Genomic DNA, 22,029 nt, shown 5'->3' with positions numbered 1-22,029 from the left:
CATCCCTCGAAAACCCACAGGATGTGATGGCGCATCATGGAAAACCCGCAGGATGTGATGGCGCGTCACGGGTAGGAAGGGTAATAGGGGCTTCGGATTGTTGAACAATCCGAGTTTTTAGGGCATTCTTGGATGAACAGCAATCCGAGACGGAGATCACAATGCCCAGCATCGACCTGAACAGCGACGTCGGCGAGTCCTTTGGGAACTGGTCCTTCGGTGACGACGCGGCCATCTTTGAAAGCGTGTCCAGCGCCAACGTGGCCTGCGGCTTCCACGCCGGCGACCCCGTAGGCATCATGGCCACCTGCCAGGCCGCCGTGAAGGCCGGCGTCACCGTGGGCGCACACCCCGGATACCGGGACCTGGCCGGCTTCGGCCGGCGCTTCGTGGACATGACCCCGGCCGAGCTGACCGCCGATGTGGTCTACCAGATCGGCGCAGTCCAGGCCGTGGCCCTCGCCGCCGGCACTGCCGTCCGCTACGTCAAGCCCCACGGCGCGCTCTACAACACCATCGTCACCCACCCGAAGCAGGCTGGGGCCGTTGTGGCAGCCATCCTCGCAGTGGACCCCACCCTGCCCCTTATGGTGCTCCCCAACTCCGAGATCCAGCGCCAGGCCGAAGCCGCGGGCCTGCGGACCGTGGCCGAGGCCTTCGCTGACCGTGCCTACAACCCGGACGGCACCCTGGTCTCCCGGCGCGAACCCGGCGCCGTGCTGCACAAGGTGGAGGACGTCGTCGAGCACGTCCTGCGCCTGGCCGGGGACGGCGTAGTCCGCGCCATCGACGGATCGCTGGTCCCCGTCCGCGCCGAAAGCATCTGCCTGCACGGTGACACCCCCGGCGCCGTGGCAATGGCTGCCGCCGTCCGTGCCGCACTGGTGGACGCCGGCATCCGGATCGAAAGCTTCGCCTAGCATGGCCGCCACGCAGCAGCAGCGCACCGCCACTGCCCCTCGCCCGGAGCTGACCGGGATCCGGCGCGCGGGTGACCGGGCCATCCTGGTGGAGCTGTCCTCCCTCGATGCCGTCCTCAGCCTCCAGGCGCAGCTGACCGCACACCCGCAGCCGGGCCAGATCGACGTCATCGCAGCCGCATCAACCGTCCTTGTCACCGCGGATTCGCCCCAAGCAGTCCAGGCGCTGGCCGCGCACGTCCGCGGGCTGGACCTTGAGGCGCCAGCGGACACCGAGAGCGCGCTGGTCACCATCGACGTGGTGTACGACGGCGAGGACCTGGACGAGGTGGCGTCGCTCACCGGACTGGGCCGTGAGGGAGTGGTGGCCGCGCATGCCGGCCAGCTCTGGACCGCAGCCTTTGCCGGATTCGCACCGGGCTTCGCCTACCTCAGCGGCGAAAACCCCAGCCTCGAAGTCCCACGGCGCCGATCCCCGCGCACGGCCGTGCCCGCCGGCGCTGTGGCCTTGGGCGGCGCGTACTCGGCCGTCTACCCGCGGCAGTCGCCGGGCGGCTGGCAGTTGATCGGCCGGACCGAAGCCGCCATGTGGGACCTGGACCGGGAAAATCCCGCCCTCATCCGCCCCGGCGATACCGTCCGCTTCAAGGCCGTCCGCAGCCACGCCGTCATGACGGAACGGCCCAAAGTCCCCGCCAACCGGACGGCAGAGCACCAGGGGAACGCAGGCCTTGCCGTCCGCAAACCGGGGCTGCAGGCCACCATCCAGGACCTGGGCCGGCCGGGCTTCGCCTCGCTGGGTGTCAGCAGCGCCGGCGCCATGGACCGCGGAGCCCTCCGCCGCGCCAACCGCCTGGTGGGCAACGCCGAAGGCGCAGCCGGCATCGAACTCCTCTTCGGCGGCCTCGAACTCGAGGCCCTCACCGACCAGGTCCTGGCCGTCGCCGGAGCGGCCGTCCCGCTGCAGATCACACCGGGGGCAGACTCAAAAGAGGACAGCCAGCGGACGACGGCGGCGCGGCACCCCGCGTGCGACGCCCCCTTCGCGCTGTTGGCGGGGGAGAGGCTGACCGTGGGCACCCCCACGGCAGGGCTCCGCTCCTACATCGGCGTCCGCGGTGGACTCGGTGGCCCCGATGCTCTCGGCAGCCGCTCCACGGACACCATGTCAGGGATCGGCCCCGAGCTGCTCGGAGCGGGAACCATCCTGCCGGTGCACGCCGCCAAACCGGGCAGCGTGGTGGGCCACCCGGAAGTGTCCCCCCTTCCGATTCAGGACGGGGCAACCGTGCTGCGGGTGGTCCCCGGACCCCGGCAGGACTGGTTCAGCACCGACACGCTGCAGGACTTCCTGGCCCAGGAATGGACCGTCACGCCGCAGTCCAACCGGATCGGACTGCGCCTCAACGGCCAGCCGCTCAGCCGCAGCCGGGACGGCGAACTCGCCAGCGAAGGAACCGTCCGCGGCGCCGTGCAGGTGCCGCCGGAAGGCCAGCCCGTCCTGTTCCTCTCCGACCACCCGGTGACCGGCGGGTACCCGGTGATTGCCGTCGTCGTCCATGCCGACCTGGACAAGGCCGCCCAGCTTCCCCCGGGCACAACCGTCCGGTTCACCGCCGCAGCTCCTCCGGCAGAACTGCCCGAAACACCTAAGGAAAGCCCCCATGCGTAAAGTCCTCATTGCCAACCGCGGCGAAATTGCCGTCCGGATCGCCCGGGCCTGCGACGATGCAGGCCTGGAAAGCGTGGCCGTCTACGCCGACCCGGACGCCGACGCGCTGCACGTCTCCGCCGCCACCGAGGCCTACGCGCTGTCAGGCTCCCGGCCCCAGGAAACCTACCTGGACATCGACAAGCTCCTCGCCGTTGCGGCGAAAAGCGGCGCCGACGCCGTCCACCCCGGCTACGGCTTCCTGTCCGAGAACGCCGGCTTCGCCCAGGCCGTAATCGACGCCGGCCTGACCTGGATCGGCCCCTCCCCGGAGACCATCCGGCTGCTGGGCGACAAGGTCAGCGCCCGCGAGGTGGCGGTCCGGGCCGGCGCCCCGCTGGCACCCGGCAGCGACGGACCGGTGGCCAGCGCCGCGGAGGTCCGCGCCTTCGCCGAACAGGTGGGCCTTCCCGTGGCCATCAAGGCGGCGTTCGGCGGCGGCGGGCGTGGCCTCAAGGTGGTCCGGGACCAGGCCGACATCGAGGAAAGCTTCGACTCCGCGGTCCGCGAATCCCTGGCCGCCTTCGGCCGGAGCGAATGCTACGTGGAGAAGTTTTTGGACCGGCCGCGCCACGTGGAGGCCCAGGTCATCGCGGACACGCACGGCAACGTGGTGGTGGTGGGCACCCGCGACTGTTCGCTGCAGCGCCGCCACCAGAAACTCGTGGAGGAAGCCCCCGCCCCCTTCCTCACCGCTGAGCAGCGGGCCGCCATCCACGCCTCGGCCAAGGCCATTTGCCGCGAAGCGGGCTACGTCGGTGCCGGCACCGTGGAGTACCTGCTGGACGGCACGGGCTTCCTGAGCTTCCTGGAAGTCAACACCCGCCTGCAGGTGGAGCATCCCATCACCGAGGAGACCTCCGGGGTGGACCTGGTGGCCGCCCAGCTGTCCATCGCGGCGGGGGAGAAGCTTCCCATCCTCGAGGACCCGGAGCCGCGCGGGCACGCCTTTGAGTTCCGGATCAACGCCGAGGACCCGGGCCGCGGCTTCCTGCCGTCCCCCGGCACCGTGGAAACCTTCGAAGCCCCCACCGGTCCCGGGATCCGGGTGGACACCGGCGTCCGTTCGGGCTCGGTGGTCCCCGGGCAGTTCGATTCCCTGCTGGCCAAACTCGTGGTGACCGGGGCGGACCGCCAGCAGGCGCTCCGCCGTGCCCGCCGCGCCCTGCGGGAGTTCCGCATCGGCGGCCTGGCCACCGTGCTGCCGTTCCACCGCGCGGTGGTGGACGCGCCGGACTTCACCCGGACCGACACGCTGGGCGTCTACACCACCTGGATCGAAAACGAATTCACCACCGCCCTTGAGGCGGATCCGGCCTTCAGTCCCGCCGCGCCGGAAGAGCCCCGCCGGACCATCGGCATCGAGGTGGACGGCAAGCGGATGGAGCTGGGACTCCCCAAGGCGCTGCTCGATTCCCTGCTCGACGGCGGCGGCAGGGGACGCGCAGCGGCTCCGCAGGACGGCGGGGAGGCTGCGGCGGAGAAGAACGACGGCGACCTGCTGGCCACCATGGCCGGCACCGTGGTCAAGTGGCTGGCTGAGCCCGGGGCCAGCGTCGAGGAAGGCGAAGCGGTGCTGGTGCTCGAAGCCATGAAGATGGAGACGGCCGTGGCCGCCCACCGCGCCGGCACCGTCGGTGAGCTGTACGCGGCGGCCGGAGACGCCGTCGGGCCCGGGCAGGTGCTCACCACCATTTCCTGAACGCACCTCACGAGGGCATCCGCGCGAACACGCGGCACACCGCCAGGCTGAACCAGAGCTGGAGGTCGTGGAACCTGTCCCGGAGCAGGTGGCCGGTGAAGAGCCCTGACGGCTCCTGGTGCGCGGCCAGCCAGTCGCGCGCCTGGCCGGTTTTTTCCGTTCGAAGGCCGGGGTGGATGATGCTGATCGCGTCGAGGGCGGAAACGAGGTCCGTCATCCAGAAGGGAAAGCAGAACTCGGTCCAGTCGGAGACGCGGCCCTTATCAGGATAGGCGTCCGGCTCGAAGAAGCGGCCCGCCAGCATTTCCGCGGCCTTCTGTGCGGAGGTGCTTGCGCGGTGCGCGGGATGGGCCGCGTAGGCCCTGAGCACCACCCCGGTGATCAGGTGCGAGAACGGCTGCGACGGATCGCCGGTGATGGTCTGCGGCTCGTCCAGCGCGTCCAGCTTCCTCCCCCGGGTGCGGAGGGGAAGGGCCCAGCCGCCGTCGTCCTGCCGCGACGCCTCAAGCCAGCTGAACGCGCGTTCCACGCGCGGGTGGTCGCCGTACCCCGCTTTGCACAGGAGCCCGATGAGGGCCGCCGTGTAGTTGGGAGACACCTGGTTGCCGTAAATCCCCCGAAGGTCACCTGGCTCGGACTGGTGTGAAAGCACATAACCGCCGGCCGCGGCGATGGCCGGATGCCGGCGGGTGAGCCCGAACATCTCCACGAGGAACCCGAGTTGCCGGTAGGTCTCCAGCAGGTCGTAATCCATGCGGTCCCGGGGCCGTCTTCCCGGATAGGCCCACGACCCATCCGCCGCCTGGTGCCGCAGGATCCGGCGCGGGACCGGAAGGTCCCAGAGTGCCTCATCGGCCGCCGGGGCGGCCGGCAGCCCTCCCGGTCCGGGGACCAGCTCGCGGACGGCCCAGGAGCGCACGGCGGGGTGACCGCTGGACAGCAGCGGGGCGATCGGGTCGAACCGGAGGCCGTCAAGCCACGTCATGGTCACCATGATGGCGGAATACGTCCGGTGCGGACAGGGCACCGCTGTCCTGCCCGATATCGTGGTGCCATGACGTTTGACGAGGTACTGGCTGATCTCCAAGCCCAGGCCAGGACCACAAAGCACGCCGAAACGGGCCTATGGGTGGCCGCCCAGCTGCGCAGCCGCATCGCCGCCGGGCAGCTGGCTCCCGGATCAAAGCTCGCCGAGGAAGCCCTCCGCGAGGCCCTCGGCGTGTCCCGCAACACCCTGCGGGAAGCATTCACGGCGCTCCATGCCGAACACATCGTGACCCGCATCCCCAACCGTGGTGTGTTCGTGGCCCACCCCACGGCAGACGACATCCGCGAAATCTACCGGGTGCGCCGGTTCCTGGAGCCCGCGGCGGTCCTGTGGTCCGGCGATGCCCCGCTGGAGCCCCTGGCGGCAATCATCAAGGCCGCCAGGGCGGCTGCCGCCGACGGCGACATCCCCGGCATGGCCAGCGCCAACCAGGACTTCCACCGCGCCATCGTTGACCGCTCCGGCAGCGAGCGGCTCAACAGCCTCATGGACCAGGTGCTGGCCGAGATGCGCCTGGTGTTCCACTCGATGGCGGCCAACCCTGCCTTCCACGAGCCCTACGTGGAGGACAACGCCCGGATCGTGGACCTCCTGGAAGCCGGCGAACTGGCCGCGGCAGCGGACTTCCTGGCCGCCTACCTGGACCGCGCGGAAGCGCAGCTGCTCGCCGCCGTCGGCCGCTAGCCAACCCTTCCCCAAAAAAGGGGGTTGCAGGATTGTTGAACAAAAAGCTATGCTTTAGATCACACCGTTGTTCTGCAGCTCACTTAACCCTGCAGCCCTAACGTGTCCGGGGCTCCCGCCCCTCGGCGCCGTCACCCCCACCACCACACTCACGGACGCGCCGGCCCCCACTTTCGCAGACCCGTCACGGGTCCCCTGGGAAGGGATAATCATGCTTGTACTCATCGGGGTGCTACTGGTGATCGTTGGCTTCGCCATCCGCCTGAACCCCCTGATTGTCGTCACCGTTGCGGGTATCGTCACCGCACTTCTGGGCGGCATGAACCCCGCGCAGATCCTCGACTCGTTCGGAACCGGTTTTGCCAGCAGCCGCTCGGTCACCATCTTCGTGGCCGTGCTGCCCGTGGTGGGAATCATCGAGTTCTTCGGGCTGCAGGAACAGGCCAAGGTCCTCATCGGCCGGCTCGCCAAGCTGACGGCAGGCCGGGTCCTGATCGGCTACCTGGCCGTCCGCCAGATCACCGCCGCCGTCGGCCTGAACAGCATCGGCGGCCACGCCCAGACCGTCCGCCCGCTAGTGTTCCCCATGGCCGAAGGCGCAGCGCTGCGCCGCTACGGGCACGTCCCCGACAAAATCAGCGAGAAGATCAAGGGCCACTCCGCCGGGGCGGACAACGTGGGCGTGTTCTTCGGCGAGGACGTGTTCGTCGCCGTCGGCTCCATCCTGCTGATCACCACGTTCGTGGACACCACGTACCACCTGCACCTGGAACCGCTCCAGCTGGCCCTCTGGGCCATCCCCACCGCCATCGCGGCCTTCCTCATCCACGGCTTCCGGCTCCTGCGCCTGGACAAGCAGCTGGACAAGGAATACCGCGAATACGAGCTCACCGCCCAGAAGGAAACCGCAGGAGAAGCGAAATGATCAACGTTGAAGCCGTCTACTGGCTGATCGGCCTTCTGTTCGTCGCCTGGGCATCACTCATTGCCGCCGACACCAACCACCCCCGCCGCTGGGGCAGCTCCTCCTTCTGGGGCCTGCTGGGCCTGTGCTTCTTCTACAGCACCTGGGTCCAGGCCGGCACGGCGCCCGGCTGGATCCTGGGCATCGCCGTCCTGGTCCTGGTGGTGCTGGCCTCCACCGGCCTGCTGGGCCACGGCAAGCACCGCACCTCCACCGGCCACGAGCGCGAGGCCTTCGCCAAGCGCTTCGGCAACAAGCTCTTCATCCCGGCCCTGACGCTGCCCCTGGTCACCGTCATCCTGGTGCTCGCAGCCCCGCTGCTGTCCATCGGCGGCACCCCGCTGCTGGACCCCAAGAACACCACGCTGGTAGCCCTGGCCATCGGCGCCGTGGCTGCCGTCGTCGTGGCCCTGGTGATCCTCAAGCCCAAGAACCCGGCCACGCCCATCTTCGAAAGCCGCCGGATCCTCGAATCCATCGGCTGGGCCGCGCTGCTGCCCCAGATGCTCACCACGCTGGGCATCCTCTTCACCAAAGCCGGCGTGGGCACCGCCGTGGGCACGCTCGCCTCCGGCCTGCTGCCCAAGGGCTCACTGATCGCCGGCGTGCTGGTCTACTGCATCGGCATGTTCCTGTTCACCGTGCTGATGGGCAACGGCTTCGCTGCGTTCCCCATCATGACCGCTGCCATCGGCTGGCCCGTGCTGGTGGAGACGTTCCACGGTGACCCCGCGATCGTCTTCGCGATCGGCATGCTGGCCGGCTTCTGCGGAACGCTCTGCACGCCCATGGCAGCCAACTTCAACCTGGTGCCGTCCGCGCTGCTGGAAATGGACAACAAATACGGCGTCATCGCCGCACAGGTGGGCACGGCCATCCCGCTGCTGGCGGTGAACATCGCGCTGATGTACTTCCTGGCCTTCCACTAACCCTTCCGCAGACCCTGCCATTCAAAGGAGCATGATGGACAACGATCTTCGCGCACAGGCGGCACCGGACTACGCGGCCGTGGTGCTGGGCAACCTTTCCGAGCCCTTCCCGCACTCGGCCCACCACACCCAGGTGTCAGCCGACGACAGGCCAACCCCCGAGCAGATCCACCCCGCCTTCTACACCTCCTTCGACTGGCACTCCTGCGTGCACATGCACTGGCTGGGGGCGAGCCTGGTGGGCGGCACTCCAGGGTCACCCTTTGCTGGGACTACCGCGGCAGGAGCGTCCGACGGCGGCACGGCGGCTTGGGTGGATGCCGCCACCGAGGCGTCGCTCCGGGCAGCCCTGGGCGCCAACCTGACCCCGGCCAAGCTGGCAGTGGAACGGGACTACCTGCTGGCCAACCCGTCCTGGGAGCGGCCCTACGGCTGGGCCTGGCTGATGCGGCTGGCCGCCACCTGCTCCGCCTCCCCGGATGCGGAGATCCGCCAATGGGGCACCGCTTTGGAACCCCTGGTGGATGCCGTGGCGGAGCTCAGCGCCGCCTGGATGGCCAAGGCGCAGTATCCCGTCCGGCACGGGCTGCACACCAACGCCGCGTTCGGTGTGGGGTACATGCTGGATGCCTTCCGCTCCCTGGGCAGGGTTGATGCCGCCAAAGCGTGCGAGGACGCGGCGCGCACCTGGTTTGCCAATGACCGCGGCTGGCCGGGCGACTGGGAGCTCAGCGGCCAGGACTTCCTCTCCGCGGGCCTGAGCGAGGCGGACCTGATGCGCCGCGTGCTTTCCGCGGACGAGTTCGCCGGGTGGTTCGCGGGGTTCCTGCCGGAGCTGTCCACCGCATCGCGCATCCTGCAGCCGGTGAGCGTGACGGATGAGACCGACGGCTACCTGGTGCACCTGCACGGACTGAACCTGACCCGCGCGGGACAGGTGGCACGGATCATCGCCACGCTTCGTCAATCCAGCGGCCCGGAAGCCTCGGCCGCCGCGGCCGTGCTGTCCGACGCGCTGGACCCGCTCCTGAAGGCCGGGCTGTCCGGACTGGAAAGCGGCGACTTCATGTCCACGCACTGGCTGGCCAGCTTCGCGTGGGATGCGCTGGGATCGGTGGCTGAACTCGACTGATTCCCGGGCTGGCGTGGCGCACGCACCAGTCACACTCCGTTCGGAGCGTCTGGTGGGTGCATGCCACGCCGGTGGACAGCTAGTCTTGCATCACCACGCGCGAGTGCGTGACCTGGGAGCAGCGGGCAGGGTTGTAATGAGCTGACCATCCGCCCGCGAGCCCAAGGAATCCCATGCGCCAGCAGCTCACGACCTGCCCGCCAGACCCCGCAACAGCAGTGGAGTCCACCACGCTTCGGCCCAGGAGGAAGCGGACCAGGCACCCGCGGCTGGCGGTGGGGGACCGGGTCCGCTTCGCCGAGGGAACCCTGGCCGGCACGGGTGTGGTGGACGCCGTCACGTCCGACTACTCGGTCATTTGGGTGTGGACCGACGACGGCCAGGGCCGCCGGATGTTCCTGCAGGGCTACGGAAGCATCGTGTCCTCGATTTAGGTACGACGCCGGTCCGCGCGGCGCTCATCCGCCTGGACGATTCCGTCCCGGACTGCGGCGCGGATGACGCCGTAGAGGATGTAGAAGAAGACCGCTCCGAAGAGGACAAACAGGACCAAGCCTGTGAAGTCACCCATGTTTGCTGCCCTCCTCCGGCCAGTACTGCTGGGCTGCCTTTGCGGCATCCCGCAACTTCCCGCCGTCGAGCATGATGGACGTTTCCTCAAGGCCGAAATCGGTCCACTGGGAAACCAGGCGGAGGCTGCCGGCAGGGGGAAGCGGCCAGAGCCAGAGCGAGCCGGTGCCCTGGAACTCATCCTCTCCGCCACCGCCGCCGCCATTGTTCAGGACCAGCGCCGGAGGTTCGGGTTCCTGGCCACGCTCCACGAAGCCGTGGGGACCCAGGGTGCCGGTGCTGGCTTTGGAACCATCGGGGAACTGGACGCCGAACATCAGGCCGGTCTGTTGTCCGCGGCCACTGCGGATGCCCCTTCCCGGCTGGAAGAAGAGGTGCTGCAGGTCGGCCCAGTCTTCGTCGGATTGCTGGTCACGGCGGAACAGCCAGGACAGGTTGAACACGCAGCCGGTGGAGAACACGTCCGCACTTTTGACCGCCACCACCCTCCACGGAGTCCTGGACACAAACCTGCCGATGTGGACCACGGACGGCAGCTCGTAGACTGGGGCGCCCGCCCATGGCGGCGGGACGTACCGTTGAGACCTCGGCCTCGGTGGGAGCGGAGGTACTGGAAAGTCCTGGAAGAAGGTCACGGTGATCCTTGGGTCCGCTGGCTGCGACCGACCAGCGGAACAGCGGCAGCGCCGCCATGGATCCCCCAATCCGTCCTTACCCGGCCAGTCTAGCCTCCGGTTTGCCGACCCGCGGGACGCGCGGGACCCCCGTTGACCCGGTCAATCCCGCCCGCCAAAATGCTGGCCGATGGCTGCCTGGATGTGATGGCGGTGGCGGCGGAGGTAGCGTGCGTACTGTCAATTAGTCATCGCGCGGATGCTGCTTTGCTGGCCGAAACATATGCGCTGGCCAGTTCGCTGCCCTTAACTCTTGCTGCCCTGCGCTCCGGGCATATCTCTTGGCAGCATGCCCGGACCATGGTGGACCAAACCGCCAGCCTGGACTCTGCAGGCGCAGCCGCCCTGGAAGCGCACTTCCTGGATCCTGACACGGGCAACCCGGCCCCGGGTTGCCCGGTCGGAGAGATGCCGGCCCACCGGTTCAAGGCCGAAGCCCGCATCTGGCGCGAACGCCACCACCCGGAGACCCTGGAAGGACGCCACGCCAGCAGTGCAGCGGACCGGCGCGTGGAGTACACGCCGGACTGTGACGGGATGGCTTGGATCTCCGCCTATCTGCCCGCCACCCCAGCCTCGGCGGTCTGGAACCGCACCACCGCCATTGCCAGGGGACTCCAAGGCCAGGACGAGCACAGGGCCCTTTCGCAACTCCGCGCTGACGTGCTCCCCGCCGCCCTGCTCACCGGTGGCGGCAACCAGGACCTCCAAGGAGGCGACAAGCCACCGCTGTGGCCCCCATGTGCGGAACCGGTAGCTCCTCCCTGGGCTCCCTCACGCCTTTGGTGGGACAATAAAGGCAGGGCACCTGTCACGGCGCCACCCAGGCGTCGGCACGTCCCACTCGAGTAACCAGGAGGGGATCCTGGTGGACGCCACCACTATCGTTGTCATCGTCCTCGTTGTCCTGCTTCTCATCGCTGCAAGAATGTCCATCCGGATCGTGCGGCAATACGAGAAGGGCGTACTGTTCCGGCTTGGCAGGGTCATTGGCGTCAGGGATCCGGGCCTGCGGCTGATTGTCCCGATCATCGACCGGCTGCCGCTGGTCAGCCTACGGATCGTGACCATGCCCATCCAGTCGCAGGGCATCATCACCCAGGACAACGTCAGCGTGGACGTCTCCGCCGTGGCCTATTACCGGGTGGTGGACGCCGTGAAGTCCGTCATCGCCATTGAGAACGTGGCCTCCGCCATCGACCAGATCGCCCAGACTACGTTGCGGAAGGTGGTGGGCCGCCACACCCTGGACCAGACCTTGTCCGAGACCGAACGGATCAACGGCGACATCCGCGAAATCCTTGACGTGCTCACCGTCGAATGGGGTGTGGAAGTCACCCTGGTGGAACTCAAGGACATCCAACTGCCGGAAAGCATGAAGCGCGCCATGGCCCGCCAGGCCGAGGCGGAGCGTGAGAAGAGAGCGAAGATCATTGCGGCCGAAGGCGAGGCCATCGCTGCGGCAGCGCTCGGCGATGCCTCCGACACCATGATGGCCCACCCGCTGGCACTGCAGCTTCGCAACCTGCAGTCCCTGGTGGAAATCGCGGTGGACAAGAACTCCACGGTGGTGTTCTCCGCCCCGCTGATGAGCACCATCGGCGAACTTTCCGCGTTCCTGGCGCGCGAGAACCAGGCGGCGTCCGCGGCCGGTCCGTCACCTGTAAAGGCGGCCTGACCGGCGGCCTGACCCGCTGTCTGACTCGCGCGCAGCCAAGGAGCGGGCCGGACCCAGCACGCCCGGACTTTCGGTGCGGAACCGCGGCGGCCGCTAAAGTCGTGCCATGACCACTGCTGCTCTACGGCCTGTCTACTTCCTGTCGGACAGTACCGGCATCACCGCGGAAACACTGGGCAATACACTGCTGACGCAGTTCCCGGTGGACAATTTCGACCGCGTCACCATTCCCTTCATCACCACCCCCGACCAGGCGAGGTCCGTGGTCCGCACCATCGACGGCCTGGCTGCCGCCGGGCCCCGGCCCCTCGTGTTTTCCACCGCCGTCAACAGCGAAATTCGGCAGATCCTTGGCGGTTGCAACGGTGTGATCGTGGATCTGATCGGCACCCATGTGGGGGTCCTGGAGCAGGCGCTGGGCACCCCTGCCAGCGGTGAGCCGGGCCGGGCGCATGGGTTGGGGAACGCCGCGCGCTACCAGTCCCGGATGGCCGCCGTCGAGTACGCCATGGAGCATGACGACGGGCAGAGCCTGCGTGCGCTGGAGAAGGCCCAGGTGATCCTGGTGGCCCCGTCCCGGTGCGGAAAGACGCCCACCACCATGTATCTGGCGCTGCAGCACGGGATCTTCGCGGCGAACTTCCCGCTGGTGGATGAAGACTTCCAGCGGGACGGGCTGCCCAAGCCGTTGCGGCCTTTCGTGTCGAAGTGTTTCGGCCTGTCCTCCAACCCGCTGCGCTTGAGCCAGATCCGTACCGAACGGCGCCCCAGCTCGCCCTACGCATCCCTGCGGCAGTGCGGTTTTGAGCTGCGCAGCGCCGAGCAGCTGTACGTTTCCCACCGGATCCCGTACCTGAACTCCGCCACCGTCTCCGTGGAGGAAATGGCGGCCACCATCCTGCAGCGGATGAACCTCAAGCACTAGCCGCCATTTCACAAACGTGGCGTAGCGCACATCATGTGGAAAGTGCGCTGCAGACCTGCCACTGTTGACAGGGTTTTTTCTTCCGGCCGGCACTACCGTGACGGCCAGCATTGCTTACGCCACCCACTGCAAAGGAGCAGCAATCATGACGACAGACGTTCTGTGGTTCTCTGAACTTGGACTCAAGGACCTGGACAAGGTGGGCGGCAAGAACGCCTCACTGGGCGAGATGGTGCAGAACCTGACCTCGGCCGGCGTCCAGGTTCCGGACGGCTTCGCCACCACGGCAGACGCCTACCGCCGGTTCCTGTCCGACTCCGGACTGGACCAGAAGATCGCCGATCGCCTGGTGGGGCTGGACACGGATGACGTGACGGCCCTGGCCTCCGCCGGCCAGGAAATCCGCTCCCTGGTCCGGGATACGCCCTTCCTGCCCGACTTCGAAGCGCAGGTCCGCGAGGCGTACCAGCAGCTGGTGGACAAGCATGCCGGCTCCGCGGACCTGTCCTGGGCGGTCCGGTCCAGCGCCACGGCGGAGGACCTGCCCGATGCCTCGTTCGCCGGGCAGCAGGAGACTTTCCTGAACGTCCGCGGGATCGAGAACATCCTGCAGGCCATCAAGGACGTCTTCGCGTCGCTCTACAATGACCGCGCCATCGCGTACCGCGTGCACCACAAGTTCGAACACGCCGAGGTGGCACTCTCGGCCGGCATCCAGCGCATGGTGCGCTCCGACGTCGGCGCTTCCGGCGTCATGTTCACCATGGACACGGAGTCCGGCTTCCAGGACGCCGTGTTCGTCACCTCCTCCTACGGGCTGGGTGAAGCCGTGGTGCAGGGTGCGGTGAACCCGGACGAGTTCTACGTGTACAAGCCCGCCCTGGCGGCCGGCCGCCCGGCGATCCTCAAGCGCGGCCTGGGGGAGAAGGCCCTGCAGATGACGTACACCAACAACAGCGAGATCGGCCGCACCATCGACTTCGTGCCGGTGGAGGCTTCGCTGCGCTCGCGCTTCAGCCTGACGGACGACGACGTGGAGCAGCTTGCCCGCCACGCCGTGGCCATTGAGAAGCATTACGGCCGTCCGATGGACATTGAGTGGGGCAAGGACGGGACCGACGGCGGCCTGTACATCCTGCAGGCACGCCCGGAAACCGTACAGTCCCGCCGGGCCCCGGGCAGCATGAGCCGTTTCCGCCTGAACGCAACCGGCCCGGTGCTGGTGGAAGGCCGGGCCATCGGGCAGCGGATCGGGGCCGGCAAGGTCCGGATCCTTACCGCCATCGACCAGATGGCGTCGTTCCAGACCGGCGACGTGCTGGTGGCGGACATGACCGACCCCGACTGGGAACCGATCATGAAGCGCGCCTCCGCCATCGTCACCAACCGCGGCGGGCGGACCTGCCACGCCGCCATCATCGCCCGCGAACTGGGGATTCCCGCCGTCGTGGGCACCGGCAACGCCACGGACACGCTGTCCGACGGCCAGGAAGTCACCGTGTCCTGCGCCGACGGCGAGACGGGGGCCATCTACGAGGGCCTGCTGGACTTCAGCGTTGAGGAAACCGGCATCACCAACCTGCCCGAGGCGCCGGTGAAGGTCATGATGAACGTGGGCACCCCCGAACAGGCGTTCACCTTCGCGCAGCTGCCCAACCACGGCGTGGGCCTGGCCCGGCTGGAGTTCATCATCAACCGGCAGATCGGCATCCACCCCAAGGCCCTGCTGAACCTGGACAGCCAGCCTGCGGATGTGGCCGCCGAGATCCGGGAACGGATCAGCGCCTACGACAGCCCCCGCGAGTACTACATTAAGCGCCTGGCCGAGGGCGTGGCCACCATCGCCGCCGCCTTTGCGCCGGAACCGGTGATCGTCCGGATGTCCGACTTCAAGTCCAACGAGTACGCCAACCTCATCGGCGGCCCGGCGTACGAGCCGCATGAAGAGAACCCGATGATCGGCTTCCGCGGCGCGTCCCGGTACCTGGAGCCGTCCTTTCGGGACTGCTTCGACCTTGAGTGCGAGGCCCTCTCTTTCGTGCGAAACGAGATGGGGCTGACCAACGTCAAGCTCATGATCCCGTTCGTGCGCACCCTGGACGAGGCGCGGGGCGTCATCGAACTGCTCGCCGAGAACGGGCTGCGCCGCGGCGAGAACGGCCTCGAGGTGATCATGATGTGCGAACTTCCCTCCAACGCACTGCTCGCCGACGAGTTCCTCGAGTACTTCGACGGCTTCTCCATCGGCTCCAACGACATGACCCAGCTGACCCTTGGCCTGGACCGGGACTCGGCGATTGTGGCCAACAGCTTCGATGAGCGGGACCCGGCCGTGAAGAAGCTGCTGAGCATGGCCATCAAGGCCTGCAGGGCCCGCGAAAAGTACGTCGGCATCTGCGGCCAGGGCCCCAGCGACCACCCCGACTTCGCCGAGTGGCTGGTACAGGAAGGCGTCAACTCCGTCTCCCTGAACCCGGACACCGTGGTGGACACCTGGCTTCGGCTCGCGGGGGCCTCAGCTGACGCTTCGGAAGGTGCAGCCGTGGCCGCCGTCGGAGCAGCCTGACCAGAAACGCTTGAGGATTAAAGGGGCGGTTCCGCCACTGCCTACAGGTGGTGACGGAACCGCCTTCACTGGTTGGACGGTTTCACTGGTTGGACGGTTCGGGGAGCAGCCCCAGCTGGCCAAGAAGTTCCATCTGGTCGAAGTAGGCGTGGTGCGCGGTGATCAGGCCTGCCTCCACTTTGGTGATGTCGCAGCTTCGCACCCGGACCTGCTTTCCTGTCGGCGGCAGCGTCCCGCCGGTGGGCAGGTTCAGCTGCCCGGTGTTCGTGCCCACCACGAAGCCCTCCAGGATGGCAACGTCCCCGGCCTCATGAGTGGCCACCTGCTGGTACGTGACGTCCGGCATGGCCTCCCAGAAGTGGAGGAAATAGTTGGTGATCGCCTCGCGGCCGGAGATCTCTCCCTGGTCCGGAGTGCTGATTACGGCGCCTTCGGCGTAGCAGCCTGCCAGCGCATCCCTGTCCTTTGCGTCCATGGCCGTCATCAGCCGGCCCATGACGTCACGTGCCTGTCCCATTGCAGCCTCCATTGTGGTTCCCGGTTTTCCTCTACGGACGGCCCGCTTCGTGCGGCGTCCGTAAAAGGAAAAGTACGACGGCGGAACACACCCCCGCGATCCCCGCACCAGGGGTTTCGGGGCGCCTGGAAAACCACCCATTTGGGGGATTGCCGGCCTGCCTGCCGGGCGGATACTGGAGGTATGTGGGAGGAGCGCGCGGAGCGTGCCCGGCGGGACATCGCCGCCATGGCCGCCGGCGGGATGGACCTGCCTGACCTCTATACCTCGGCGCTGGCCGTGGTGCAGCGGGAGGTGCCGTTCGAGCAAGGGTGCTGGGCCGCCGTCGACCCCGCCTCCATGGTGATGACCTCCGTTACCAACTGGCTGCCGTGGCCGGTGGGTGGGCGCCAGTTTGAGGAGTATTTCCTCCGCTTTGCCCAGTCCGAATACACAGGCCGGGAACCCAACACCTTCGCCGAGCTGCTGCGCCGGCCCCGCCCCATCGCGAGGATTTCGGATGCGCCGCACCGTGAGGTGGTCCGCAGCGTCCGGATCAACGACCTGATCAAGCCGCTGGGCTTCGAGCATGAGTTGCGGGCCGCGTTCCGCGTGGACGACTTGTGCTGGGGCGTGGGGAGCATCTTCCGGGAAGGCGGCAGCGACTTCACCGACCGGGAGGTGGAATTCCTGGGCGCGGTGACTGCCACGCTCGCGTCGGCCACCAGGGCCGCCGTCCGCGTGGCGCACCCGGCGGGACCGGCCGCCGTGGGGCCTGTCATTGTCCTGGCCGGGCTGCACGGTGACCTCCGCGCGGCCACGCCGGCCGCCGCCTCCTGGCTTGCCCAGGTGGAGGACGCTGCGCCCGGGCGCTTCAGCCAGACGCTTTATTCGGTGGTGGCGCAGGCGCATGCGGCGGCATCCGGGACGGCGCGGGCCAGGATGCGCGACGCCGGGAACAACTGGGTGGTGCTGCAGGCCAGCCGCCTCATCACCGGCGATGATCCCGAACAGATGGTGGTCACCGTGGAACCGGCAACCACCCACGACCTCGTGGCCCTGCTGCTGATGGCGTACGGCGTGACCGCCCGGGAACGGGATGTCTGCCTGGAGGTGCTGGCCGGAAGTTCGACGGCGGAGATCGCCCGGCACCTGTTTATCTCGCCGCACACGGTGCACGACCACTTGAAATCGCTCTTTGAAAAGGTGGGCGTCGGCAGCCGCGGCGAGCTGGTGGCCAGGCTCGTGGCCTGACCGGCAGTCTGTTTTAACGGGTCCGAGGACTCTGTGTCAGGGGGCGCCCGCCCTGGAAGCTGGAGGTACAGCCGGCAACCGGAGGATCCCATGCATGCCTTGGCGGAATCGGTGCGCACGCACCCGCTGTGGTGGTACTACGTTGTTACCTTCCTCTTGTCGTGGGGCGCCATTGTGCTGGCGGTGTGGGCTGTCACGGGCGGCCTGTCGCCTACGCCGGAGCAGTTCCAGCTCACCATCCCCGTAACCGTGCCGGCGATGCTGCTCGGACCAGCGTTGGCCAGCCTGGTGCTTACCGGAGTTGTGTCGGGACGGGCTGGCTACCGGGACCTTCGGGCGAGGCTGCTGAGATGGCGTGTGGGCGGGCGCTGGTATTTGGCCCTGCTGGTGGCGCCGGTCTGTTTGGCCGCGTTCGTGCTGGTGCTCTGGCTGGCGTCCCCGGATTACGCGCCTCGGATCGCCACGGCTACAGATAAGGGCGGCACCATCATCACTGGACTGGCCATCGGGCTGGCGGCGGGATTTCTCGAGGAAATCGGTTGGACCGGCTTCGCCATCCCCAAGGCGAGGCAGCGCTTCAGTGTTCTGTGGACGGGAATCCTGGTGGGGGTGCTGTGGGGTGCGTGGCACTTCTTCGTGAATTATTGGGGTGGGGGCGGGACCAATGGCGGGGTGCCCCTGGGAATCTTCCTGTCGCTGTGGCTGGTGGCCGTCCTCGTCGGCCAGCTTACGGCGTACCGGGTGCTCATGGTGTGGGTTTACGACCATACAGGCAGCATGCTTCTGGCAGCGCTGATGCACGTCAGCCTCGCGGCGTTCCAGTACATCCTCAACCCGCTGACACCTGGCATTCCGCAGCAAGTCTATCCCTGGGGCCAGGCGGCCACCATGTGGCTGCTGGTTGCTGCCGTGGCCCTTGCCCGCCGCGGGGACCTCACAAAACAAAGAACGACGACGGCGCCGGCCTGAGCGCTGCGAGGCCGAGGCGGCATCTCAGTCCGCGCCCTTGCCGGCCAGGATCTGTTCGCGCAGGATGTCCGCGTGGCCGCAGTGCTGGGCGAGTTCCCGCAGCATGTGCAGGTACAACCAGCGCAGCGGGAGCGGTCCCCGCCGGTTGCCGGTCACGACGTCGTCGAGGCCCAGAGGGGCGGCAGCAGCCCGGGACGCGGCGCACGCGTCCCGGTGGGCTTTCCGGACGGAGTCGATGGTGTCACCGTCGTCCAGGATGAACGACTCGTCAGGAGTGGCGGGGATGCCGATCTCCCTGCGGGGACAGCCGGTGAAGGCTTCGTCGAACCAGACCTTCTCCACGAAGGTGGCATGCTTCACCAGCCCCAGCAGTGTGGTGCGGGAGGGAACCAGCCGACGCCGGACCTGCTCCTCGGTCAGCCCGTCCAGGCACCCGTTGAGCGCGGCCCGGTGCTCATCCAGGAAGAACTCGAACTGGACACGCGCAGGTTCGTTGATGACGTCGTCCATCGAGTGGGAGTGGGAAGCCATAAGCAGACCCTAGCAAGCCGCGGTTGGCAGCGCCTGCGGCTATGGCCGCGGTTCCGGGGGCCGCCGGTGCCTGTGGTGGAGCTCGTAGTGGTCGAACACATCGGAGGACGTGCTTCCCACGTGGCCGAACTTCCCGCGCAGCACTTCGGCCAGGTCGTCCAGCGCCGCGTAGAGCATCCGCCCGGCAAACCGGAGTTCGGGGTTGTCGCTGCCCTGCGCATCCGAGGCCAGGTGGTGGGCGTAGGCGATGGTGGCGGGAAGGGAACCCCGTTGCTCCACCTCATGGAAGTAATAGGTCTCGTGGAAGGACAGGAGATCGATGCTCACGGACGCCACGTTCTCCGCCATGGATTCCAGCAGTCCTGCTGCATGCCGTGCATCAAGTGAGGCGATGCCGGACGGACCCGCCGCTTCCCGGAACAGGTTCAACTGGTGGGCGAGTGCGCGCCGGCGGCTCAGCGCCGGGTAGGTCTGCAGGATCCACGAGACCGTGGCGGTCAGCAGGCCGAAACCGGCCACGGCCTGGAACGCCATCACCAGCCGCAGCAGCGGGTGCGTGGCCACGATCTCACCGAATCCAGCGGTGGAGAGGGCCACCAGCGAGATGTACAGGGCCTCCGCAAAGTCGGCCTGCCGGGGCACGTCGGCCGAGTAGGTGAACCCGTTCGACAAATGCGGGAGGTACAGCAGCGCCCAGCCCACGGCGGCCAGCGCCGCCCAGGCAGCGATGACAGCCGCCATGGCCAGCGGAGCTGCGATGGACGAGGCCCCGCCCCTGAGTTTCCTGGACAGCAGCCAGAACCCGCGCATGATGGTCCGGCCCACCGGGCCCGAGCCGTGCGGATACAGCAGGGTATGGAAGACGTCGGCGACCATCAGCAGAATCAGCGCGGCACCAATCACCGTCAGGAGCGCGTCCTCGAAGTTCATCCCTCATCTTAAGTGCGCGGGCTGCCCAACCGGGGACCGGACAAGGCATAGAGGTTCGACGGCGGAACACGGCGTGGGAGCGAGGGGCCACTGGTTAGGCTGGCGCCATGGACTTTCGACTTCGCCAAGCGACACCGGAGGACGCCGAGGCGGTGGTGCTCATGCAGACTCTGGCCCATGAGGAGTGCTACCCGCATCTGCTCTCTGCGGAATTCTTCCGCCGCCGCAGGGCCAGCATCCCCGAGCGGGTGGAACGCCGGCGGCCATTCCTGGCCACTGACGAGCCACGGATCCTCGCGCTGGACGCCGACAATGACCTGGTGGGCTTCGCGGACGCCGGCCCGGGGCGCGACGACGACGGCCCCGAAGCCGTGGAGCTCTACTCGATCTACACCCTCCGGCGGACCTACGGAACGGGCCTTGGGGCAGCCCTGGTGAGCGCCGCCGTCGGCTCCGGCCCGGCCTACCTCTGGGTGGTGGAGAACAATCCCCGCGCCCTGGCCTTCTACCTGAAGCAGGGGTTCCGGCCGGACGGCAGGCGCAACACGCTTCCACCCGAGTGGGAGGGGCTGCCGGAGTTCCGGTTGGTCCGGCGCAGCAGCCAATAGTGTTCGACGGCGGCCCGTGGCCTGAGTGCAGCGCGGGGCTTTAGTGCGGAGTCAGTTCATAGCGCCCGGGCGAGCGCCCGGCCGGCGGTCAGGCCGGTGAAGAGACAGCCGCCCAGGAAGGTGCCTTCCAGCGCGTTGTAGCCGTGGGCGCCGCCGCCGCCGAACCCCGCTGCCTCGCCGGCGGCGTACAGCCCGGGAATGGGGGCGCCGTCCTGTCCGAGGGCCTGGCCGTCAAGGTTGGTCTGGATCCCGCCCAGCGTCTTCCGCGTGACAACGTGCAGCCGGACGGCGATCAGAGGGCCCGCGGCGGGGTCCAGGATCCGGTGCGGCTTGACGGTACGGAAGAGGCGGTCGCCCAGGTACCGGCGGCTGTTGCGGATACCCGCCACCTGGACATCTTTGGAGAAGGGGTTCCTGATCTCGGCGTCCCGCTCCTCGATCTGCCGCCTTATCAGCGCATGGTCCAGCAGCGGCTGGCCAGTCAGCCCGTTCATTCCGCGGACCAGGTCCGCCAGGTTGTCCGCCACCACAAAGTCCGCGCCATGCTCCTTGAACGCCTCGATGGGACCGGACGCGCCGCGGCCCAGCCGGGTCTTCAGCAGCAGCTTGAGGTCCCGGTTGGTGATGTCCGGGTTCTGCTCGGAGCCGGAGAGGGCAAACTCCTTTTCGATGATGCGCTGGTTGAGGATGAACCAGGAATGGTCGTGCTGCTGGAGCTCCGGCGTTGTCCGGAGCAGGCGGAGGGTGCCCAGGGTGTCGTAGCCGGGCAGGCCGGGGGAGGGAAGGCGCCTGCCCAGGGCATCGAACCAGAGGGACGACGGGCCGGGCAGGATCCGGATGGCATGGTCCGGCCAGATGAGGTTCCAGTTCTGGATCCCTTCGGTGTAGTGCCACATCCGGTCACGGTTCACCAGCCGCACCCCGGCCCCGTCTGCGATGTCCAGCATCCGTCCGTCGACGTGCTGCGGCACGCCTGTGACCATTTTCCGCGGCGGCGTCCCCAGCCGCGCAGGCCACCAGCGCCGAACCTGCCCGTGGTTGCCGCCGATTCCGCCGGACGCGATCACCACAGCCTGGGCCCGGAGTTCGAAATCGGCAACAACATCCCGGTTTGAGGACACCCCGCGCGGGGAATCATCAGGCGCCAGCACCGCGCCCCGCACCCCGGTGACCGTGCCGCCGTCGAACGTTAAACCGTCCACCCGGTGCCGGAAGAAGAACCTGGCGCTGCCCGCCCCGGAGGCCGCCCGCGCCTTGTCCGCGAACGGCTCCGAAACCCCGGTGCCGGTTCCCCACGGGACGTGGAAGCGGGGGACCGAATTGCCGTGGCCGCCGGCCCTGCCGTCGCCGCGCTCGGCCCAGCCCACCAGCGGGGTGAACCGGATGCCCTGTTCCTGCAGCCACGCGCGCTTCTCACCGGCGGCGAACTCCACATAGGCACGGCCCCACTGCTGTGCCCACTCGTCCTCAGGGTTGGGCCCGGAAAGCCGGTCCCACTGGGCGGAACCCTGCCAGTCCTGCCACGCCAGGTCGAAGGAATCCTTCACGCCCAGGCGCCGCTGCATGGGGGTGTCCACCAGGAAGAGCCCGCCCAGGGACCAGAAGGCCTGCCCGCCCAGGTTGGCCGCGTTTTCCTGGTCCACGATGGCCACCCGCCTGCCCACACGGACCAGCTCATTGCTGGCCACCAGCCCGGCCAGGCCACCGCCGATAATGATGACGTCCGCGTCCAGGCCTG

General features: G+C 68.0%; 22 protein-coding genes. 15 read left to right on the top strand and 7 right to left on the bottom strand.

The genetic code is table 11. The features are described from left to right. Positions 1–161 precede the first annotated feature (161 nt). The 3 genes from ACV095_RS15840 to ACV095_RS15830 are packed head-to-tail and all read left to right on the top strand — an operon-like array spanning position 162 to position 4,333. A complete protein-coding gene (locus tag ACV095_RS15840; protein WP_478222264.1) occupies positions 162–920 on the top strand; it encodes a LamB/YcsF family protein in 759 nt (252 codons plus the stop codon). 1 nt (position 921) lies between these two features. Then, positions 922–2,592: a 5-oxoprolinase subunit B/C family protein gene (locus tag ACV095_RS15835; protein WP_478222263.1), complete on the top strand. Its 1,671-nt coding sequence runs from the start codon at positions 922–924 to the stop codon at positions 2,590–2,592. Continuing rightward, complete coding sequence (locus ACV095_RS15830) at positions 2,585–4,333, top strand: ATP-binding protein (RefSeq protein WP_134165526.1); 1,749 nt, start codon at positions 2,585–2,587, stop codon at positions 4,331–4,333. Before ACV095_RS15835 ends, ACV095_RS15830 begins: the two co-directional genes overlap by 8 nt. A gap of 7 nt (positions 4,334–4,340) precedes the next feature. Here ACV095_RS15830 and ACV095_RS15825 read toward each other — a convergent pair whose 3' ends face one another. Beyond that, positions 4,341–5,318: a prenyltransferase/squalene oxidase repeat-containing protein gene (locus tag ACV095_RS15825; protein WP_478222262.1), complete on the bottom strand. Its 978-nt coding sequence runs from the start codon at positions 5,316–5,318 to the stop codon at positions 4,341–4,343. A 69-nt stretch (positions 5,319–5,387) separates the two neighbouring features. Here ACV095_RS15825 and ACV095_RS15820 point away from each other — a divergent pair, with 69 nt between their 5' ends. From ACV095_RS15820 to ACV095_RS15800, 5 genes are all read left to right on the top strand, one after another. Next, entirely contained in the window at positions 5,388–6,065 is a 678-nt protein-coding gene (locus ACV095_RS15820; protein WP_056393210.1) for a GntR family transcriptional regulator, read from the top strand. Between the two features lie 211 nt (positions 6,066–6,276). Further along, positions 6,277–6,990: a DUF969 domain-containing protein gene (locus ACV095_RS15815; protein ID WP_018770559.1), complete on the top strand. Its 714-nt coding sequence runs from the start codon at positions 6,277–6,279 to the stop codon at positions 6,988–6,990. Further along, positions 6,987–7,958, top strand: a complete 972-nt coding sequence (locus tag ACV095_RS15810; protein ID WP_018770558.1) for a DUF979 domain-containing protein — start codon at positions 6,987–6,989, stop codon at positions 7,956–7,958. Before ACV095_RS15815 ends, ACV095_RS15810 begins: the two co-directional genes overlap by 4 nt. A gap of 31 nt (positions 7,959–7,989) precedes the next feature. Further along, positions 7,990–9,090 (top strand): DUF2891 family protein, encoded by a 1,101-nt coding sequence (locus tag ACV095_RS15805; RefSeq protein ID WP_056393214.1) that lies wholly within the window; start codon positions 7,990–7,992, stop codon positions 9,088–9,090. 173 nt (positions 9,091–9,263) lie between these two features. Continuing rightward, on the top strand, positions 9,264–9,524 hold the full coding sequence (locus tag ACV095_RS15800; RefSeq protein ID WP_056393216.1) for a hypothetical protein: 261 nt from the start codon (positions 9,264–9,266) through the stop codon (positions 9,522–9,524). Here ACV095_RS15800 and ACV095_RS15795 read toward each other — a convergent pair. Further along, entirely contained in the window at positions 9,521–9,661 is a 141-nt protein-coding gene (locus ACV095_RS15795) for a hypothetical protein (RefSeq protein ID WP_186447861.1), read from the bottom strand. The genes ACV095_RS15800 and ACV095_RS15795 overlap by 4 nt on opposite strands. After that, the gene (locus ACV095_RS15790) at positions 9,654–10,142 is read right to left on the bottom strand and encodes a hypothetical protein (protein WP_478222261.1); all 489 of its coding nucleotides are present in this window, start codon (positions 10,140–10,142) and stop codon (positions 9,654–9,656) included. The genes ACV095_RS15795 and ACV095_RS15790 overlap by 8 nt, the downstream gene beginning before the upstream one ends. A 285-nt stretch (positions 10,143–10,427) precedes the next feature. On the opposite strand from ACV095_RS15790, the gene ACV095_RS15785 reads away from it, so the two are divergent. From ACV095_RS15785 to ppsA, 4 genes are all read left to right on the top strand, one after another. Continuing rightward, positions 10,428–11,186: a DUF222 domain-containing protein gene (locus ACV095_RS15785; RefSeq protein ID WP_478222260.1), complete on the top strand. Its 759-nt coding sequence runs from the start codon at positions 10,428–10,430 to the stop codon at positions 11,184–11,186. A gap of 16 nt (positions 11,187–11,202) precedes the next feature. Continuing rightward, entirely contained in the window at positions 11,203–12,012 is an 810-nt protein-coding gene (locus ACV095_RS15780) for a slipin family protein (protein ID WP_478222259.1), read from the top strand. A 106-nt stretch (positions 12,013–12,118) separates the two neighbouring features. Then, on the top strand, positions 12,119–12,937 hold the full coding sequence (locus ACV095_RS15775) for a pyruvate, water dikinase regulatory protein (protein WP_018770551.1): 819 nt from the start codon (positions 12,119–12,121) through the stop codon (positions 12,935–12,937). A 145-nt stretch (positions 12,938–13,082) separates the two neighbouring features. Then, positions 13,083–15,503, top strand: coding sequence for a phosphoenolpyruvate synthase (gene ppsA, locus ACV095_RS15770; RefSeq protein ID WP_134165530.1), 2,421 nt, complete (start codon positions 13,083–13,085; stop codon positions 15,501–15,503). Between the two features lie 82 nt (positions 15,504–15,585). Here ppsA and ACV095_RS15765 read toward each other — a convergent pair whose 3' ends face one another. Then, on the bottom strand, positions 15,586–16,020 hold the full coding sequence (locus ACV095_RS15765) for a nuclear transport factor 2 family protein (RefSeq protein ID WP_018770549.1): 435 nt from the start codon (positions 16,018–16,020) through the stop codon (positions 15,586–15,588). A gap of 183 nt (positions 16,021–16,203) precedes the next feature. On the opposite strand from ACV095_RS15765, the gene ACV095_RS15760 reads away from it, so the two are divergent. After that, on the top strand, positions 16,204–17,253 hold the full coding sequence (locus ACV095_RS15760; RefSeq protein ID WP_018770548.1) for a helix-turn-helix transcriptional regulator: 1,050 nt from the start codon (positions 16,204–16,206) through the stop codon (positions 17,251–17,253). Between the two features lie 90 nt (positions 17,254–17,343). Next, on the top strand, positions 17,344–18,222 hold the full coding sequence (locus ACV095_RS15755; RefSeq protein ID WP_134165531.1) for a CPBP family intramembrane glutamic endopeptidase: 879 nt from the start codon (positions 17,344–17,346) through the stop codon (positions 18,220–18,222). 24 nt (positions 18,223–18,246) lie between these two features. Here ACV095_RS15755 and ACV095_RS15750 read toward each other — a convergent pair whose 3' ends face one another. Together ACV095_RS15750 and ACV095_RS15745 are read right to left on the bottom strand one after the other, a co-directional pair. Beyond that, positions 18,247–18,753, bottom strand: coding sequence for a DinB family protein (locus tag ACV095_RS15750; RefSeq protein ID WP_478222258.1), 507 nt, complete (start codon positions 18,751–18,753; stop codon positions 18,247–18,249). Between the two features lie 39 nt (positions 18,754–18,792). Then, the gene (locus ACV095_RS15745) at positions 18,793–19,683 is read right to left on the bottom strand and encodes a potassium channel family protein (protein ID WP_377204795.1); all 891 of its coding nucleotides are present in this window, start codon (positions 19,681–19,683) and stop codon (positions 18,793–18,795) included. A 107-nt stretch (positions 19,684–19,790) separates the two neighbouring features. Between ACV095_RS15745 and ACV095_RS15740 the strand changes: the two genes are divergently transcribed. Then, complete coding sequence (locus ACV095_RS15740) at positions 19,791–20,291, top strand: GNAT family N-acetyltransferase (protein WP_144601507.1); 501 nt, start codon at positions 19,791–19,793, stop codon at positions 20,289–20,291. A 56-nt stretch (positions 20,292–20,347) separates the two neighbouring features. Here the strand turns inward: ACV095_RS15740 and ACV095_RS15735 are convergent, their stop codons facing one another. Beyond that, positions 20,348–22,024 carry an FAD-binding dehydrogenase gene (locus tag ACV095_RS15735; RefSeq protein WP_478223465.1) on the bottom strand — a complete coding sequence of 559 codons (1,677 nt, stop codon included), beginning with the start codon at positions 22,022–22,024 and terminating at the stop codon, positions 20,348–20,350. Positions 22,025–22,029 lie beyond the last annotated feature (5 nt).

Source organism: Arthrobacter sp. JDC6, assembly GCF_056484025.1.
This window is presented reverse-complemented; position numbering and strand designations above follow the sequence as displayed.

Bases quoted from the DNA above. Each gene is read 5' to 3' on its own strand.
- ACV095_RS15840 (WP_478222264.1), top strand. From the start codon at position 162: ATGCCCAGCATCGACCTGAACAGCGACGTCGGCGAGTCCTTTGGGAAC.
- ACV095_RS15835 (WP_478222263.1), top strand. From the start codon at position 922: ATGGCCGCCACGCAGCAGCAGCGCACCGCCACTGCCCCTCGCCCGGAG.
- ACV095_RS15830 (WP_134165526.1), top strand. From the start codon at position 2,585: ATGCGTAAAGTCCTCATTGCCAACCGCGGCGAAATTGCCGTCCGGATC.
- ACV095_RS15825 (WP_478222262.1), bottom strand. From the start codon at position 5,318: ATGACGTGGCTTGACGGCCTCCGGTTCGACCCGATCGCCCCGCTGCTG.
- ACV095_RS15820 (WP_056393210.1), top strand. From the start codon at position 5,388: ATGACGTTTGACGAGGTACTGGCTGATCTCCAAGCCCAGGCCAGGACC.
- ACV095_RS15815 (WP_018770559.1), top strand. From the start codon at position 6,277: ATGCTTGTACTCATCGGGGTGCTACTGGTGATCGTTGGCTTCGCCATC.
- ACV095_RS15810 (WP_018770558.1), top strand. From the start codon at position 6,987: ATGATCAACGTTGAAGCCGTCTACTGGCTGATCGGCCTTCTGTTCGTC.
- ACV095_RS15805 (WP_056393214.1), top strand. From the start codon at position 7,990: ATGATGGACAACGATCTTCGCGCACAGGCGGCACCGGACTACGCGGCC.
- ACV095_RS15800 (WP_056393216.1), top strand. From the start codon at position 9,264: ATGCGCCAGCAGCTCACGACCTGCCCGCCAGACCCCGCAACAGCAGTG.
- ACV095_RS15795 (WP_186447861.1), bottom strand. From the start codon at position 9,661: ATGGGTGACTTCACAGGCTTGGTCCTGTTTGTCCTCTTCGGAGCGGTC.
- ACV095_RS15775 (WP_018770551.1), top strand. From the start codon at position 12,119: ATGACCACTGCTGCTCTACGGCCTGTCTACTTCCTGTCGGACAGTACC.
- ppsA (WP_134165530.1), top strand. From the start codon at position 13,083: ATGACGACAGACGTTCTGTGGTTCTCTGAACTTGGACTCAAGGACCTG.
- ACV095_RS15765 (WP_018770549.1), bottom strand. From the start codon at position 16,020: ATGGGACAGGCACGTGACGTCATGGGCCGGCTGATGACGGCCATGGAC.
- ACV095_RS15760 (WP_018770548.1), top strand. From the start codon at position 16,204: ATGTGGGAGGAGCGCGCGGAGCGTGCCCGGCGGGACATCGCCGCCATG.
- ACV095_RS15755 (WP_134165531.1), top strand. From the start codon at position 17,344: ATGCATGCCTTGGCGGAATCGGTGCGCACGCACCCGCTGTGGTGGTAC.
- ACV095_RS15750 (WP_478222258.1), bottom strand. From the start codon at position 18,753: ATGGCTTCCCACTCCCACTCGATGGACGACGTCATCAACGAACCTGCG.
- ACV095_RS15745 (WP_377204795.1), bottom strand. From the start codon at position 19,683: ATGAACTTCGAGGACGCGCTCCTGACGGTGATTGGTGCCGCGCTGATT.
- ACV095_RS15740 (WP_144601507.1), top strand. From the start codon at position 19,791: ATGGACTTTCGACTTCGCCAAGCGACACCGGAGGACGCCGAGGCGGTG.